16 protein-coding genes and 1 other RNA gene are annotated in these 16,012 nt (G+C 38.9%); 6 read left to right on the top strand and 11 right to left on the bottom strand.

Annotated features, from left to right (window positions below; genetic code table 11):
- Positions 1-7 precede the first annotated feature (7 nt).
- From PRK60_RS03970 to PRK60_RS03950, 5 genes are all read right to left on the bottom strand, one after another.
- A complete protein-coding gene (locus PRK60_RS03970; protein WP_102169382.1) occupies positions 8-541 on the bottom strand; it encodes a helix-turn-helix domain-containing protein in 534 nt (177 codons plus the stop codon).
- A 511-nt stretch (positions 542-1,052) separates the two neighbouring features.
- A complete protein-coding gene (locus tag PRK60_RS03965; protein WP_273646356.1) occupies positions 1,053-1,871 on the bottom strand; it encodes an aldo/keto reductase in 819 nt (272 codons plus the stop codon).
- 144 nt (positions 1,872-2,015) lie between these two features.
- Positions 2,016-2,390: RNase P RNA component class B (rnpB, locus tag PRK60_RS03960), an RNA gene on the bottom strand.
- A gap of 14 nt (positions 2,391-2,404) precedes the next feature.
- Positions 2,405-2,767 (bottom strand): cell division regulator GpsB, encoded by a 363-nt coding sequence (gene gpsB, locus PRK60_RS03955; RefSeq protein WP_180960004.1) that lies wholly within the window; start codon positions 2,765-2,767, stop codon positions 2,405-2,407.
- 97 nt (positions 2,768-2,864) lie between these two features.
- Entirely contained in the window at positions 2,865-3,446 is a 582-nt protein-coding gene (locus PRK60_RS03950) for an SLOG family protein (RefSeq protein ID WP_102169270.1), read from the bottom strand.
- Positions 3,447-3,869: 423 nt separating this feature from the next.
- On the opposite strand from PRK60_RS03950, the gene recU reads away from it, so the two are divergent.
- Together recU and PRK60_RS03940 are read left to right on the top strand one after the other, a co-directional pair.
- Entirely contained in the window at positions 3,870-4,484 is a 615-nt protein-coding gene (gene recU / locus PRK60_RS03945) for a Holliday junction resolvase RecU (protein WP_273646430.1), read from the top strand.
- 12 nt (positions 4,485-4,496) lie between these two features.
- Complete coding sequence (locus PRK60_RS03940; protein WP_148444585.1) at positions 4,497-6,752, top strand: PBP1A family penicillin-binding protein; 2,256 nt, start codon at positions 4,497-4,499, stop codon at positions 6,750-6,752.
- Between the two features lie 85 nt (positions 6,753-6,837).
- Here PRK60_RS03940 and PRK60_RS03935 read toward each other — a convergent pair whose 3' ends face one another.
- Together PRK60_RS03935 and PRK60_RS03930 are read right to left on the bottom strand one after the other, a co-directional pair.
- Positions 6,838-7,341: an SDR family oxidoreductase gene (locus PRK60_RS03935; RefSeq protein WP_273646355.1), complete on the bottom strand. Its 504-nt coding sequence runs from the start codon at positions 7,339-7,341 to the stop codon at positions 6,838-6,840.
- A gap of 42 nt (positions 7,342-7,383) precedes the next feature.
- Positions 7,384-8,871, bottom strand: a complete 1,488-nt coding sequence (locus PRK60_RS03930) for an amidase (RefSeq protein ID WP_273646354.1) — start codon at positions 8,869-8,871, stop codon at positions 7,384-7,386.
- 129 nt (positions 8,872-9,000) lie between these two features.
- Here PRK60_RS03930 and PRK60_RS03925 point away from each other — a divergent pair, with 129 nt between their 5' ends.
- Together PRK60_RS03925 and PRK60_RS03920 are read left to right on the top strand one after the other, a co-directional pair.
- Positions 9,001-9,678 carry an amino acid ABC transporter permease gene (locus PRK60_RS03925; RefSeq protein ID WP_219721819.1) on the top strand — a complete coding sequence of 226 codons (678 nt, stop codon included), beginning with the start codon at positions 9,001-9,003 and terminating at the stop codon, positions 9,676-9,678.
- Positions 9,679-9,806: 128 nt separating this feature from the next.
- Positions 9,807-10,655: a transporter substrate-binding domain-containing protein gene (locus tag PRK60_RS03920; protein ID WP_102169265.1), complete on the top strand. Its 849-nt coding sequence runs from the start codon at positions 9,807-9,809 to the stop codon at positions 10,653-10,655.
- Positions 10,656-10,735: 80 nt separating this feature from the next.
- Here the strand turns inward: PRK60_RS03920 and PRK60_RS03915 are convergent, their stop codons facing one another.
- Entirely contained in the window at positions 10,736-12,133 is a 1,398-nt protein-coding gene (locus PRK60_RS03915; RefSeq protein WP_148444587.1) for a PucR family transcriptional regulator, read from the bottom strand.
- A gap of 120 nt (positions 12,134-12,253) precedes the next feature.
- Here PRK60_RS03915 and PRK60_RS03910 point away from each other — a divergent pair, with 120 nt between their 5' ends.
- On the top strand, positions 12,254-13,195 hold the full coding sequence (locus PRK60_RS03910; RefSeq protein WP_273646353.1) for an NAD(P)H-binding protein: 942 nt from the start codon (positions 12,254-12,256) through the stop codon (positions 13,193-13,195).
- A gap of 197 nt (positions 13,196-13,392) precedes the next feature.
- A complete protein-coding gene (locus tag PRK60_RS03905) occupies positions 13,393-14,037 on the top strand; it encodes a sunset domain-containing protein (RefSeq protein ID WP_178696390.1) in 645 nt (214 codons plus the stop codon).
- Between the two features lie 42 nt (positions 14,038-14,079).
- Here PRK60_RS03905 and PRK60_RS03900 read toward each other — a convergent pair whose 3' ends face one another.
- Genes PRK60_RS03900 through PRK60_RS03890 form a run of 3 tightly spaced genes read right to left on the bottom strand, consistent with a single transcriptional unit; the run spans position 14,080 to position 15,953 of the window.
- Positions 14,080-14,475, bottom strand: coding sequence for a type II toxin-antitoxin system HicB family antitoxin (locus PRK60_RS03900; protein WP_102169262.1), 396 nt, complete (start codon positions 14,473-14,475; stop codon positions 14,080-14,082).
- Between the two features lie 32 nt (positions 14,476-14,507).
- Positions 14,508-14,699 carry a type II toxin-antitoxin system HicA family toxin gene (locus PRK60_RS03895; protein ID WP_273646352.1) on the bottom strand — a complete coding sequence of 64 codons (192 nt, stop codon included), beginning with the start codon at positions 14,697-14,699 and terminating at the stop codon, positions 14,508-14,510.
- Between the two features lie 60 nt (positions 14,700-14,759).
- Complete coding sequence (locus tag PRK60_RS03890; protein ID WP_273646351.1) at positions 14,760-15,953, bottom strand: hypothetical protein; 1,194 nt, start codon at positions 15,951-15,953, stop codon at positions 14,760-14,762.
- Positions 15,954-16,012: the final 59 nt, after the last annotated feature.

The raw sequence follows: 16,012 nt of genomic DNA, 5'->3' as shown, positions 1-16,012 counted from the left end.
TGATCAACTATTTGCGTTTTCTCTTTGCCTTGGAGGGTCCGAACAGGGCCAACGATTTTTTTAAGATGTCACGTTCCAATTTTGTGTCATAGAGTTCTTGGCTTTTCTTGGCAAGTTCTTCTTTTAAACGTTCCACTTCAGTCTTATTAGTAAGACGACGAAGTCGTTTCTTAGTATGTTTCACCTTTGACGGCCTACCTTTCGGGTGAGGTTTCAAGGCTTCAATACCATCTCGCTTGAACTGTGACCGCCAAAGTGAAATTTGGCACGCTTGCACGTCAAATCGAGCCGCTACTTTAACCATCGATTCCTCATGAGTTTGGTAGTAGTCTATCACACTCAACTTAAAATCTGCGGTAAGGGTTCGTGGATGACGACGCCGTTTCAAGGCGTCTATCCCACTTAAGCGATATCTTTGAATCCATTTCCTGATCAGTCGGCTACTGATACTGTATTTGCGCCCCAAGGCTCGAGAACTTTGTGGAGTAGTCAGATATTCGTGGACAATTTTAGCTTTAAAGTCAGGTTTGTATTTAGTCATAAAAAGTGCCTCACAATCGTTAGAACTTTTGTCTAACAATTATGAGGCACTTCACATTAACATTGGGCTTTTTTGTCGTGGCTCCAGATCAACTTTGCACGCATTCAATTACTAAATTTAAATTAAAGAAAAGTGGGATTACCAACACTAAAACAATTAATGTCGGTAATCCCACTTGACTAAGCGTAGAAAAGTACTAATTGGATCCAATAATTACTTTGAATCATCATTACTATATTAGACTTGTGATAAAATTTCAACTATTTTTAACAAATTATTCTCGTTTTCGTAACAAAATGATAAAGCAATTCACAGATTTATAAGAAGTTGTTCATTAAGTGAGCTAAAGCTGTTTTGGTAGTGATAAGTTAAAAATAGTGATTTATGCTCACTAATCCTTGTTCTTAAGAGATCCTAAATTAGTTCATTAGGGAAGCTCGTTTACCCCCCCCCACTTCAAAAAGTTCAAATTCGCTTATCCCTTTATCAGTGAAAATTTTTTTGAGATTTTTTAGTAATTATTTTCCTGCATTGTAGCTGGCCAACCATCAATTGACTTCTTAGCATCAAGATCACGAAGCTTTGCCATTTCCTCACCATTAAGTTCAAAGTCAAAAATATCAATATTTTCTTCCATATGCTTAGTGTTTAATGATTTAGGAATAACAACAATTCCACATTGAATTAAATAGCGTAAGGTGACTTGAGCTGGTGTTTTCTGATATTTATCACCAATCTCTTTTAGAATAGGAATATCTAAGAAACCAGGATTACCTTCTCCCAGAGGTGCATATGATTCATGAACTATATTATTTGCAGTTAAGTAATCATGCATCCGCTGTTGTTGCCAAAGAATATGAGTCTCAATTTGGTCAACAACTGGTTTAATTGACGAATGATCAATAATCTCTTGAACTTGTAGTTCATTAAAGTTGCTTAAGCCAATTGCACAGATTTTACCTTCCTGATATGCATCTTCCAATGCTCGGTAAGTTTCTAAATCATTTCCCATTGGCCAATGAATTAGTACAAGATCAAAGTAGTCCTGATTGAAGTCAAGCAATGAGCCATCTAGCCCTTTCTTAGTCTCTTCATAGCCACTCGTTTGGACCTTAGTTGTTACAAACAGTTGCCCACGATCAAGGCCACTTTCCTTAATCGCTTCACCAACACCCTCCTCATTTCCATAGTACTGCGCAGTATCAATCATTCGATATCCTAAACGGAGTGCCTTAGCAACATTTAATAAAGTTGTATTAGGAGTGATTTGGTACGTTCCAAATCCAATCATTGGCATCTCAAGACCATTATTAAGTTTTACTGTTTTCATTAAACTCATCTCCTTACTTCTATTATATTATTTCTTTATTGAGATTGTTGTTTTGACAATTAGTTAAAGTAAATATATGCTTATTATTACTAAAAATTTAAAAATAAAAAAGCCCGGGCGAACCCGGACTACCTGAATGCAAGAATCTGTAGGCCATGTTTTGTCGTAGTATAACTATCAGGTAAAAGTTATACCGAGGTAATCATCTATCTCAGAGCATAAAGCTCTCCCCTGGAATCACTTCAATTCGTTATCCAAAGCTCCCCTACCGTAGTTTGGGTTTACCGCTTGAGGGGTTTACCGCGTTCCACCAATAAAGTTTCCCTTATTGTATCGTCACTGTGGCACTTTTCAGGAATACTCGGACATAGTAAAACCGTAGTCGTTTTTTCCGCCGTTACCGAATAAATCGGTACCCCGCCTTATTTTTTCAGCGAGCACAAACACTACAGACATCGCAGTCTGTGCGAGCATGGACCTTCCTAACATAACATCAGTTATGCTCAATTACCCAAGACTTGCATCTGAAATTATTAAAGTAAGTGTGAGTCGTTCTCTTGACCGTTAGCTCCCATTTGAGAACCGAAGACACGCCGTTCCAAATTAGATAACCGCTTCAGGATATCCATGTTAGTAGCGTTAGAAACTGGTTGAGAAACAGCTCCATTATTCATTGATGAACCAACTTCAACTTGACGGTTAAGTTCATCAACCTTAGCACGAAGTCGTTCATTTTCACTATTTAAACGATCAACTTCTTTGTTAAAGGTGTCATAATCTTTGATAACATCGTCCAAGAAGGAATCAACGTCAGCTTCATCGTAGCCCTTTCCGATGTTCCGTTCTTTAAATTGCTTATGCAAAATATCTTGTGGAGTAAATTTAATGTTATCCAATTTATACACCTCAATTGCTAAACTTCAAAAGTACATTAATTATCATACCTAACTCATCCCGCAAATTCAAGCAATTTCGCCCGATATTCACGAAAACCTAGAATTTATCTGCTTCTTCTGCTTCCCGTTGATGCTCTTGCCATTCAATAGCTGCTTCCTGGAGTTCGTCAAAGTCGATTAAACGATAGGAATAATCATGATTAGCTTGATACTTTTGAATTGCTTGATAATCATATTTTTCCTTTCCTTCATGATCTGGATCGTAAAGCAAGAGTGCTTCATCAGTGTGAGTTAACATGAAACGTTGAAAGGCACGAAGCTGTTGCGGTGACTGATATGGATGATCGCTGACACTCGCACTGAAATCAACAGCCGATTGAAGGTTAGCTAATTTAGCTTGATTATTCTCATTCCATTGTTGACCAAACTCGGTAAACGGCAGCATCATCGAAATCTTCAACTGTGGATAATCATCCCTTAGTTTCAACGCTACTTCAATTGCCCATTGCTCAGTTCCCAACTGAGGACCAGTAATCAACCAAAATTCTTCATCACTCTCTTCTAGTCGTGCTTTTAGTTCACGAGAAAGGACATCTTTGATTACAGCAACTTTTGGATCATCATCCTTGAAAACATTTAATTCATAGCTCCGGTAACCCGTGATCCATAATCGTCGCATTTAATCGCCACCTTTTTCTACTATTATATAGGTAAAGTTATTTTTAGAGGAAGTGTTTATTTACTGCAACAAGGTCAAGAACTGTTTGCCAGGAACTTGCTAGAGCTAACCTCCTACTGCAACATAGCCGAAACGTGTTCGCCCTAACCTTCCTCGAGCTAAAGTTCTACTGCAACAGAGCCAAAATATGCTCGCCAGAAACTTGCTAGAGCTAATGTTCTAGGCGACCGAGCCGAAATGCGTTCGCCGTGACCGCAACTTCCGCCTAGCTATCCCGTCCTTGATTGTAAACAATCATCGTCCGGGATTTTCTAGTGCTCAGTTGCTAATTCGTCACGGCTCACGCTCTAAATTTAATCATTCTGTATCAATCATCTTGATGTATCTCTGGTATAATACTTCTAGTTAGGAGAGTGATCAATGGTGAATATTCACTATCCCAATGGTCAGCAACCGAAACGGGAGTATAACCCGCAACGAGATTTGCCGACCCCCCATCAATCGATTTACGCAAAACGGGGAATGTCACTGGAAGATGAAATTAATCATAGCAACCAGTATTATTTAGCAAACCACATTGCTGTGATTCATAAGAAGCCAACACCAATCCAGTTAGTAAAGGTCGATTATCCGAAGCGGAGTGCTACCGTTATTAAGGAAGCATATTTTCGTCGACCATCAACGACCGACTATAACGGTGTCTACAAAGGCTACTATATTGACTTTGACGCGAAAGAAACGCGGAATAAGCGGTCGTTCCCGTTAAAGAATTTTCATCCCCACCAAATTCGCCACATGCGTGAATGTATCAAACAGGGTGGGATCTGTTTCGCATTTATTAAATTTACCGAATTAGATCTTATTTATTTACTACCAGCTACCAACCTGTTTGAATTCTGGGATCAGCAAGAATCCGGCGGTCGAAAATCAATTCCGCTTGCTTCAATTGAGAAGTGCGGCTATCAAATTGGTTACCGACTTAATCCCCGTCTTCCATACTTGGAAGCAGTCGACCGAATTATTGCTAATACAAAGTAAAAGGAGAATATCATGTCGAATAACGATGAACCACGGCGCGAAGATCAGTATCGTGCTGATGGTAGTTATGATGATGGCGGAAAAAAGCCATTATTAAAGCGCATCCTCCTCTGGATAGCAGGGGCAATTGTCCTCCTGTTCGTGGCTGGATGTGCACTATTTTTCTACTACGCTTCAAGTGCCCCGAAGATCAGTCAACGGGAATTATCAAGTCAGAACACAACGATTATCTATGATGCCAACAATAAGGTAATTTCTCGGCTTGGTGCTCAAAAACGGGATTATGCTAAAGATTCGCAAATTCCTGACACTTTGAAACACGCGGTAGTCGCAATCGAAGACCGACGTTTCTATAAGCATCATGGGGTTGATGTTCGGCGAATCTTCGGTGCGGCAATCAATAACGTGATTGGTCGTTCAGATGGAATGCAAGGTGGAAGTACCCTAACCCAACAACTGGTTAAATTGTCGGTCTTCTCAACTGCTCAATCTGACCGGACCTTTAAGCGGAAAGCTCAAGAAGCCTGGTTAGCCTTAAATGTTGAACGGCACTTCAGTAAAGACCAAATTCTTAAGTACTACATTAACAAGGTTTACATGGGTAATGGGGTCTACGGAATGCGGACTGCTGCCCAGTATTATTATGGTAAAGAATTGAAAGATTTGGATCTTTCACAGTTAGCCTTGCTTGCCGGAATGCCTCAATCACCAACTAACTACAATCCGCTTGCTTCGAATACTAAGTACGCAACCGCACGGCGGAATGAAGTTTTGAACGCGATGGTTCGGGCTGGCTACATTACTAAGTCTGCTGCTCAAAATGCTGCCAGTGAAAGTGTTACTGATGGCCTCGACCCAGATCATGGTGACGTTGAATCAAGTGAGACTAACGTTAAGGAAAAGATCGTTGATCCGTACGTCAAGGAAGTTCTCGCTCAATTACAAGCAGAAGGATACAATCCAAACACTGACGGCTTGCTGGTCCACACCAACATGGATCTGGGTGCTCAAAAGAAGTTATACAACGCTGCAAATAGCGAAATTTCCTTCCAAAACGACCAAATGCAAGCTGGGGCAGCGGTTACCGATCCACATAATGGTCAAGTGATTGCCATGCTTGGTGGCCGTCATTCTAACGTCATCTATGGACTTAACCGGGCTGTTCAGGAAAACCGGAGTTCTGGTTCTACCGCTAAGCCACTGATGGATTATGGTCCGGCGATTGAGTATCTTCAATGGCCAACGTTCAAGACCGTTTCTGATACGAAGTTCTATTGGCCAGGAACAAATAAAGTTCTTCACGACTTTGATAACAAGTACAAGGGGAACATGACAATGCGTTCCGCACTGGTCGAATCACGAAACGTTCCTGCTATTCGGACACTGCAGGAAGTCGGGATTAAACGGGCAACAACCTTCTTAGGTGGCTTAGGAATTTCGCAAAAGGATCCTTACACCCTCCAAAACGGGATTGCCCTCTACATTTCCCCACTTCAAATGTCAGCCGCCTATGCAGCCTTTGCTAACGGTGGGACTTACTATAAGCCATACTACATTAGTTCAATCACTACCATGGATGGTAAAACCAAGACTTACTCTCCTCATGGTAAGCGAGCAATGAGTAAGGCGACCGCATACATGATGACTGATATGTTAAAGGGAGTCTTCACTAATTCTGCTTCTACTGGAACCTCTGCTTACTTAAGCGGTGTTCACCAGGCCGGGAAGACCGGGACAACCGACTTCCCTAACCGGAACCAATCAGGAGTAATGGATTCCTGGATGGCTGGTTACACGAAGAACTACTCGATCGGAATCTGGACTGGTTTTGATCACCCAATGAATGGTGGCGCAATCTCCACCCAATATGAACGAACTGCGGTCCTCCTTTATAAAAGCATCATGCAGTACCTTGACGAACAGAATCACGCTTCTAACTGGAAGATGCCAGATACTGTTGAAGCTGTTCGGGTAAATGGTAAACGCCAACTTGTAATTAAGGATTCCAAGTGGGCATTAATGTATGGTGCTTGGGATGGTGGTGATGATGACAATGAATCATCACGTTCTGGTTCTAGTTCGAGTTCCAACTCTTCTTCTGATAGTCGAAGTGAATCAATCTCTGAAAGTCGATCCATTGAAAGTATTTTGAATGGCGGCTCAAGAAATGAAAGTAATTCATCTTCAACTACGCAAAGTAGCAGTGCTAGTTCCGCTTCATCTACTAATCCAACACCACCAGCTCCGAACACTGGTAATGGTCAATAATTATTAACATAAAAGCTAAAGGAGTAGCTAACGTTTGCATTTTAGACGTCAGCTGCTCCTTTTAAACTGATAAATTTTAACTTGTTTACTTTGCCGTTAACCCGCCATCAACAATAAACTCAGAGCCGGTAGAATAATCAGCTTCATCTGAGGCGAGAAAGGCAACCATTTGCGAAACATCTTCTGGTTTAGCGATTCGCTGCAACGGAATTGTCTTTGCGAATGCCTTAACCTCATCACTATTATCATTTTGCTTAATCATTGGTGTTTCAACAACTCCGGGGTGAACCGAGTTGACACGAATGTTATACGGTGCTAGCTCAAGAGCGGCTGCTAAAACCGCTTCACCAACCTTCCCTCGAATATGATCGAGAAAATATGTTGCCTCGGCGACCGGGTCATTGCCACCCGCATAGTGATAAAGACCCAATAAACGACCGTTAGTTTTCGCTAAAGAATACTGGTATTCATATTTTGGATTAACATAGCCCGTTCCCTGGGAGGCCTTCACAATTGTTCCCTGAGCATGGGGATCAGTTACTATCCAATCCGCACTTCCGGAAAAAACGTCCGTAAAATATAGTGCCATCTGCCCTCACTTCTTCCTTATTAGATAACTTCATTATACCTTTTATGAGAAAAGGGTTGGCTGAAGCATTTTAAATTGATGATGGTCTTCAAAAAACTTGGCCATTTGGAGAAGCAAGCTTTCATTCCCTTTTCGGGCAATAAACTGGATTCCTAGTGGAGTTCTATTAGCACAAACATGGGTCGGCAAACTAATCGCTGGTTCACCAGTCATATTCGCCTGTTCGGTAAAAGGTGTATAGGTCAGCGCCGGAAGCCATTGATCATAAATCAATTGGCGCTGCTCTACCGGTGAGAATTCTGTAATATTTTCCATCCGCTTGCGGTCGGTTGGCTTAATTAAGTCATGATCAACTCGGGGAGCTGGCTGAGCATTAGTTGGCGTAAGGAATAATGGATACTGATCGTGTAACTGATCATGAATGTAGCTTGCATGATCCCATTGACTTAATGCTTCACTGTATTGAGCCGCTGAAACATTCACACCGGTTTTCCATAGGGCATAGGTCAATAATTCCATATCTTCTCGCTTAGCAGGCCGCCCAAGATACCGTTCAATTCCATCAAACATTGCCGCGGTTTCACCAGCATTCATCGTGTAATAACTATTCATTAGCGCTCTACCATCAACTGGATCGGTAAATTCAGTACATTTAAATCCCTGATCACTTAAAAAAGTTACTGCATCCAAGACTGCTTGCTTTGCTTCGTCACTGACGGGGGTTCCAACCGGCGATTTGACTGTATAGCCAATTTCGATATCTTTCATTGGTTGCTGTAAAACGTGACTAAATCCAGGAGTAAACCTTGGTACTTGAAAAACAGCTGCTGACTGAACAGTTTGTAACTGATCTAGTAGCTGGGCAGAATCCTCAACTGATCGTGTCAGAGCAAAGTTAATCGAGGCTCCCTGCCAAGATCGCCAATCACTTGGTCCAGTTGGTACACGACCACGAGTGGGCTTCAACCCAATTAGTCCTGACCAGCTAGAGGGAATCCGGATCGAGCCGCCACCGTCATTTCCGGCAGCTAACGGCATCCAACCAGCGGCCACCGCAGCAGCTGAGCCACCGGAAGAACCACCAGGGGTAACCGCAGTATTCCACGGATTCCGGGCTGGACCAAAGAGCTTCGCGTCAGTAATATTTTTCCAACCAAACTCGGGGAAATTAGTCTGACCAATAATGATAAACCCCGCTTGTTGCAAGGCTCGAACAAAGTTACTGGTCGCTTGGGCAACGTTATTTTGAAATAGCTTATTGCCGTTAGTATCTGGCTCACCAGCAAGTTGTTGACCCAACCCTTTAATCAAGATTGGAACACCCAGGAACGGCTGTCCATGATCAACTAGTTGCCGGGCTTCCTTTAGGGCTGACTCCGCACGCAGGTGAATTACTGCGTTTAATTGCCGGTTCTCCGCTTTAACTTTTTCAAGTGCGGCACTTACTAATTCAAGGCTACTGACTTTCTTTGCCCTAACCATATCCGCTAATTGATAAGCTGGTTTCCTTAATAAAGAATAAATATCCATCTATTTTCTTCTTTCTGATAATCACAGTTACAAATAGGCATTTATATTATAAATCGTCTATTAGTCATTGTAAAAGCGTTTTTAATTCAATATACTTTAGGTTAATAACTTAATTTGGAGATGGTTCACTTGAATTGGGAACACTGGTTTAACATTCCAGGATTTTTTGATGCACCACTAGCTTGGCAGTCCCTACCAACTATTCTTAGTGGCTTGCCCTTATCAATCATCCTGTTAGCAATTTGTTTTGTCACTTCTAACATTGTTGGTGTTCTAGTAATGCTGATGCAAATTAGTAAATACCGACTTCTTCGTGGGATTGCTCGCTTCTATATTTCCTTTTTCCGTGGTGTTCCAATGCTAGTCGTGCTTTTCCTGACCTACTTTGGATTAAACATGGCTGCCCTGCCCGCGGCAATCCTCTCTTTTACCGTCGTCCCGAGTGCGTTCCTTGCTGAATATTACCGGTCTGCTCTCAAGGGCGTTAGTCAATCTCAATATGATTCCGCGCGCGCCTTGGGAATGTCCTATTTCACCATGATGACTTACATTATTTTACCCCAAGCCTTTCGGATCGTCCTCCCATCATTGGGGAACGTTTTACTCGACATGTTTAAAAGTACCTCCCTTGCCGCAATGATTACCGTTTCTGAAATGTTCATGAAAGCAAAAGTCGTCGCTGGAGTAAATCAGGATTATATGACCATTTATATTGAAATTGCCATCATTTACTGGATTGTTTGCTGCATTCTCAGTTGGGGTGAGCAGAGAGTTGAAAATCATTTACAACTTTACGTTAATGAATGATCATACTTAATAATGTTTAGTATTATTGAATAGTTATGCAAATTTGATTGAATCGACTAAATATTCGGAATATAATTAAAACGTTTTCACGTCACTATCAAAATAAAATACAGGAAGAAGTCACCCATATGAAGAAAAAGTTTTTAACAATTTTCTCAGTAATTATTTTAGCAATTGTTGGTTTATCCGCCTGTGGGAAAAAGAGTGCCGCAGATAAAGATACCTGGACTGTCGCAACATCTGGAACCCTTTACCCCACTTCCTATCATGATCCGAAGACTAAGAAGTTAACTGGTTATGATGTTGAAGTTATTCGTGCGGTCGCCAAGGGACTCCATAAGAAGGTCAAGTTTAAAGAGTACGATGTTGATGGGATGTTAACTGCGGTCAAGACTGGAAAAGCGGATATGGCAGCGGATGACTTTGCCATTTCACCTGCCCGTCAAAAAAACTATTTGATGTCATCCCCAATTAAACATTCTTTCAATAGTTTGATTGTTCGACAGAGCGATAACTCTGGAATCAACAACTGGAAAGACATTAAAGGAAAGAAGTCTGCCGGTGAAGCTGGAACCAATTACCAACGATTAGCACAACAACTAGGCGCCAAGTTAGTTAACTACGACAATGTTTCTAATGACGTCTACATGAAGGGGGTTGCAAGCGGGAAAACCGACTTTATTATGAATGACTATTATCTTCAAAAGTTGGCCCTCAAAGCACAACCTAATAGCGGACTTAAAATCAGACAAGGGATGTACTTTACCACGAACGAAGATGGCAAGGGTGAAGGAATCGTCTTTAACAAGAATGACCAAAAACTGCAAAAACAATTTAACGATGAATTAGCTAAATTAAAGAAGAACGGTACCTTATCTAAAATTGCGAAGAAGTACTATGGCGCTGATGTTACTAAGAAGCCGAATGTTCATATCGACCGTCACTTTACGATTGAGAGTAAGTATAAGGGTGATTAGGGAATAAATGAAAAGGATGTCCAGAATTAACGGGCATCCTTTTTTGTCACAATTATTGCTCTCTTTTTCCATACCAAAGTTTAATCTATAAGTAACGTCGATAATAATGTATAGAGGTATTGATTAGGTGTTGTTAACTCAATATTATACTTTTCTTCGATCTTACTTAATCGGTAATTCAGAGTCGATCGATGGATTTGCAACTCAATGGCTGTCTCTTTTTTGTTCTCACGATTAATTAGGAATGTTTTTAGTGTTTGAAATAGTTTTTGATCCTTTTCTTTTAGCTCCAGCACCTTTTTACTTAGATAATTACTAAGCGATTGATCCTGACTAATATGATCGATTAAATCTGCTGCAATATAATCGTGATATTCGTTAATCCCAACACTTTTCCCAAGCTTAATTGCCCGGTCAGCTTGTTGGTAAAACTGGTTAAATTGATGTAACTGAGTAAAAGCATTACTGATTCCTGCACAAGTGCTATTTGCTTTCAAGTATGGGTCTAACTCCTGAATAATGGTTTTAAGAATCGTTGGGTTACTATCCTCAATGACATAAACGTCATACTGTTCATAATGAAAAACGACAAACTTTGTCAGAATTGTTCCTAATGGTTGAAGATTGGAATGCGGCGTCTTAAGACATAAAACCCGTAACGGTCTCTTTAACCGATGTGGATCAAATTGTAGCCGATTCTGAATCTCATTAATTGAAATGTTAGGGCGAACCAAAATATCTCGTAATAGTCCCTCAAGATTGCCACCTCGTGATTGATACGGAAAATTATGAAGACCAACCGTTGCCGCAATTTTATCAGTTACTGATTCAATAACAGCCAAATCCTTCTGAAGTTTACTCTGCTCTTCAAGCACAATAATCATATAAAAGTGATCATCATTCCGTAAAATAATCTCTTGAAGGTAGAACGGTAATTTAAAACCAGATAACCGGCATACTCGACCAGAAATTATCTCAGTTGAATTAAAAAGCTCAGCTAATTTAGAATTAGTCTTTCCACTTACACTAATATAACCTGCCCTAACACTTTTTTGCCAATCAGTTAATTGGTTCCGGTTACCCGAACTGTGTCCTAATAGCTTTAAACTAGAATCAAAAATCAAGAGCGGGTTAATTATTTTTTGCTGTAAAACATGAAGAATCCTTTTAACTGGTTGCTTGTAAGAAAGTGATTGGGATAACTGATCTTCCCATTTTAAATACTGAATAATCTTACTCTGAAACTCAGTAAAAAATGTTGTCGCTGAGCTTTTAGTAATTAACCATGATTCATCATTATTACATGGCCTTTGATCTACAATCAGAATGTTTCCGATCAGTTGCTGGCCTAGAGGATCCACCACTTGAATAGTTTTTGAGCGTAATTTAAAGTTCACTTGATTAATTTCAACATCCAGTAATTCATTGTTTAAATTGTAACGATCTACGATTGAGTCTAAGAATAGTTTTAGTTTCATTTCATGTTTCTCCTACATTATGTAGTAATAATACGCTGAAAATTGACGATAATTGAATGATGATTTAGCAAAAATCCATCACTATACTTTAATTATAGAATGTGAAAGGAGAAACAAGCAATGAGCAAAATAATTATCAATGGAGTTGATGGCAATCTTGGTAAGCAAGTTGTTACTGATATTATTAACCTAATTCCAAAGAAAAATGTTATTCTTACTGCTCCCTCTGATGAGCCATTACAGCAATACCAAAAGCTTGGTTTTAAAACAGCAGTAATTGATTTCACCCATACCGAAACTTTGGATCCTGTTTTTAAGGATGCAGATAAAGTTTTATTGATTTCAATGCCATTTGTTGGTAAGAAACGTCGTCAAGCCCATAAAAACGTGATTGATGCTGCTAAAAAAGCTGGTGTTAAACAAATCATTTATACTTCACTCGTTAATGCAGACGATCCTACCAATCCAAGTGTTGAAAAGAAAGATCATATCTATACCGAAAATTATATTAAGGACTCTGGATTAGACTATATTTTTCTCCGGAATTCACAATATGCGGAAGCAATGATTACCAACTACTTTACCTATGTTAAGAGTGACGGAGTATTGAAGAATAACCAAGGTGATGGTTTGATGGCTTATATTTCCCGACGAGATTGTGCCAAAGCTGCTGCTTATGCATTAGCTTCGAATGACTATCATCACGCAATTCTAAACATTAACGGGCCTGAAGCGATGACAATTAGTAAATTCATTCAAATTGGAAATGAAGCAACAGGTAATCATGTTACTTATCAGGAAATTACTGATGAACAAAACTATGAAGTCTTTGATGCAATGGGAGTTCCCCGGACCACAGATGGTAAATTTAAAGAAGATTCAGAAGCTCCATTCTCTAGTGATGGGATGGTAACTTTTGGCCAAGCAATTCGTGAAGGTAAAATGAGTCTCCAGACTAATGATTTTCAAAAATTAACTGGAGACGAGCCACTAACAGTTAGATATATGTTTGAACATGCGAACGACTTCCAAATTGGTGCACGACATTCGGAAGATAAGTAAAATAAATAACCTTCTCAAGGCTAAATAAAGATTCAGTCTTGAGAAGGTATTTTTTATCTAATGGCAGATGAGAATTACTTGTTTTGGAACACGAGGTTAAGGAAAAGTGAACTTTCATTTTCACCTTATTATTTATACTAAAGTATGATAACCTATTATAGACAAGCGTAGAAATAACCAAGGAGGAGTATTTCTATATGAAAAAGTTTGTATCGGTTTTGGGCGGAGTAATTGCCGGATTATGTTTATTCATTACACCTACTCTAGCTAGTAGGACGCAACTTACCGTTAATATCCCAGATGGTCACAATGCACAAGTGATAAATCAAAGTATCAAAATTGACTCTGAGAATGACGGAAGCGTCACCTTTACAGGTAAGGCTGACAAAGATGCGGTTATCACTATTGAAAAGCATAACGGTAATAAGCATCACTATAAGGTTAAACCTGATGAGAATGGTAATTTTACCAAAAAGATAAATCTGGCTACCTCAACTAAAAAATGTAAATTTATTGTCTCAGCTAAATCTACTGAGGAAAGTCAGAGTAATAAAGAAGTCTTTGTAGTAAAAAATACTGCTTATGTTAAGCCAGCTCCCCAAAATGATGATAGTAGCGCATCAAGCGAGGAAGCAAGTAGTATATCATCTTCAAGTTCATCCATTGAAAACAATGGAGACATGAAGACCGATGAAGCTAATGGTTTAATAGTTGGTAATTCTCGTTCAAAGATTTACCATACACCAGACCAACAAGGTTATCATATGAATTCCGCCAATGCTGTTTACTTCAATTCTGAAGCTGAAGCACAAGCCGCCGGTTACCGGAAGTCATTAAGATAAATAAAAGAAGTTAGGGATTCATCTATCCTTAACTTCTTTTATTTATGCTTCTTTCATTTCTCTTAAAGCATTAGTTGTAACTTGAGAAACATTAATATTATTCTCTTTCGCCCAGTTATTCAATCCTTCTGGGAGTGAAATATTCCGACGCACGGTTTTACCATACTGGTTAAGCCACTTTGCCATATTCACTGTAACCCACATAACTGAATCGTCTTTACCAAGTTTCCACTTTCTCGGATCTTGTACTTCCGGATAGTCCGCCATATCACTAATCATCGTTGCTATAGCATCTTCCGCATGAAGGATAGCTTCCTGCATAGTTTTACCATCTGTAACCATCCCCTTAATATTTGGAGAAGAGATCCCATAATAATGACCTGCCTCATCATTACACTCTGTTACAATCACTGGATAAATTAAAATTTTTTCTTTCATAATTAATAGTTAGTATGCCGTATTCCTATTACTTATTTAATTTTCAACTTGGCTTCTTGTATTATTTTTCTTTGTGTAAAAGGAGTTAGCTCTTTGCTATGCATGGGAACCTCAGTTATGCGGCCATCTGGATGAACAAACTTTCGATGACCACCACTTTTAGCAACTTCCTTAAATCCAGCTTTCACAAGATAGTGAATCATTTTTCTTGCCTTAATGGGCATACCTTTACCTCCTCCTTTAATTATACACACTATCTTGTGTATATCAAATAATTGAGCAATTTATCTTTCACTAGATTTACCCCTACTAATTAACTTAATTGATGGTATCTCCGTTATACCCTCATTACCAATCTTTAAAATACCATCATATAATGTCCTTGCTAGCATACTTTCAGGTAAATTATAGTTACGACCAAAATTTCTTAAATTCCAATCCTCTGCAATTGCTCTTTGACCTCGCGATTCTAATCCTGTTATCACTGAATTAGCAGCTCTTTTCTTTGGTACTTTTTCCTCAGTTTGCCACTGAACTGCGTAAGCAACAGAGATATAAATTAACCGCCAGATTTGACCGATAGAAAAATTATTTAGTAAATTATTTAATACCAAATTTGTCTTTTTTCCTGGATTGAAATTAAATCCAACAGCCTTCATTCGACAATTCAAAAATTCTATACACTCTGCCAAAGCCAATTCTTTCCAAAAATCTAAACTTATTTTAGGTTCTAAATAAAATTCTTCAGATTTTGGATACTCTAACATCCCAATTAATTGATCATGATTATCGTTCTCGCTAGTTACATTAAGCAGATAATCGACTTTATAAATATAATAAGCTTCAGGGAAATTCTCATCGGTAAAGGCATCGAGTGATGATTCTGGATCAACTAAAATTATAGCTTTAGATACTAAATTAGATAAAATATCTTTGTTCATATCTGCTAACGGTGAAAGATTCCCTTCCGCTAACTTACTCCCAATTATTTTAGTTGTCTCCTCATTCAAACCAGTTTTTAACACCGCTGCTAAAAGTAACTTATCTCTTAGTGTGAGTTCTTCAATTTTTACTTTCTCTTTAGGAACTAAATAGGTATCACGAACCTTATTACGTAAATTCTCTAAATACTTTTTCTCTTCCTCCAAACAGTTTTCACAACGACAATATTGTGAATTCTGATGCCCACAAATTGGACAGTATGGTTCACCACTTAATCCAAGCCCGTCTCGACTATGTAAATTAACGATCATTTTTTCATTGTCATAAGGACATTTTTTATCCACAACTATTGGAGGAAACTCTTTTATTAATTGAGAACTAAGTATATTTAAATGATACTTCGTAATAATATCTTTTACTTTTATTTTATTCGTATAATAATCTGCAATTATATTTTTGACTTCAGTTTTATCTAAATTTCTTAATCGATTACCTACTTTATCCCAATAAAAGTTTATTTCACCTTTGTTTTCCATAACGTTATCTCCTTTCGAACATATGTTTTTTATATAATAATACATCAATCTTTATTCTT

This window comes from Limosilactobacillus portuensis, assembly GCF_028607025.1.
Classification (GTDB): domain Bacteria; phylum Bacillota; class Bacilli; order Lactobacillales; family Lactobacillaceae; genus Limosilactobacillus; species Limosilactobacillus portuensis.
This window is presented reverse-complemented; position numbering and strand designations above follow the sequence as displayed.

What these genes read in the sequence shown, in the direction of transcription:
- PRK60_RS03910 (WP_273646353.1), top strand. Translation starts at nt 12,254, where the DNA reads ATGAGCAAAATAATTATCAATGGAGTTGATGGCAATCTTGGTAAGCAA.
- PRK60_RS03970 (WP_102169382.1), bottom strand. Translation starts at nt 541, where the DNA reads ATGACTAAATACAAACCTGACTTTAAAGCTAAAATTGTCCACGAATAT.
- PRK60_RS03890 (WP_273646351.1), bottom strand. Translation starts at nt 15,953, where the DNA reads ATGGAAAACAAAGGTGAAATAAACTTTTATTGGGATAAAGTAGGTAAT.
- PRK60_RS03940 (WP_148444585.1), top strand. Translation starts at nt 4,497, where the DNA reads ATGTCGAATAACGATGAACCACGGCGCGAAGATCAGTATCGTGCTGAT.
- PRK60_RS03895 (WP_273646352.1), bottom strand. Translation starts at nt 14,699, where the DNA reads ATGCCCATTAAGGCAAGAAAAATGATTCACTATCTTGTGAAAGCTGGA.
- PRK60_RS03930 (WP_273646354.1), bottom strand. Translation starts at nt 8,871, where the DNA reads ATGGATATTTATTCTTTATTAAGGAAACCAGCTTATCAATTAGCGGAT.
- PRK60_RS03905 (WP_178696390.1), top strand. Translation starts at nt 13,393, where the DNA reads ATGAAAAAGTTTGTATCGGTTTTGGGCGGAGTAATTGCCGGATTATGT.
- PRK60_RS03950 (WP_102169270.1), bottom strand. Translation starts at nt 3,446, where the DNA reads ATGCGACGATTATGGATCACGGGTTACCGGAGCTATGAATTAAATGTT.
- PRK60_RS03915 (WP_148444587.1), bottom strand. Translation starts at nt 12,133, where the DNA reads ATGAAACTAAAACTATTCTTAGACTCAATCGTAGATCGTTACAATTTA.
- PRK60_RS03965 (WP_273646356.1), bottom strand. Translation starts at nt 1,871, where the DNA reads ATGAAAACAGTAAAACTTAATAATGGTCTTGAGATGCCAATGATTGGA.
- PRK60_RS03900 (WP_102169262.1), bottom strand. Translation starts at nt 14,475, where the DNA reads ATGAAAGAAAAAATTTTAATTTATCCAGTGATTGTAACAGAGTGTAAT.
- PRK60_RS03920 (WP_102169265.1), top strand. Translation starts at nt 9,807, where the DNA reads ATGAAGAAAAAGTTTTTAACAATTTTCTCAGTAATTATTTTAGCAATT.
- PRK60_RS03935 (WP_273646355.1), bottom strand. Translation starts at nt 7,341, where the DNA reads ATGGCACTATATTTTACGGACGTTTTTTCCGGAAGTGCGGATTGGATA.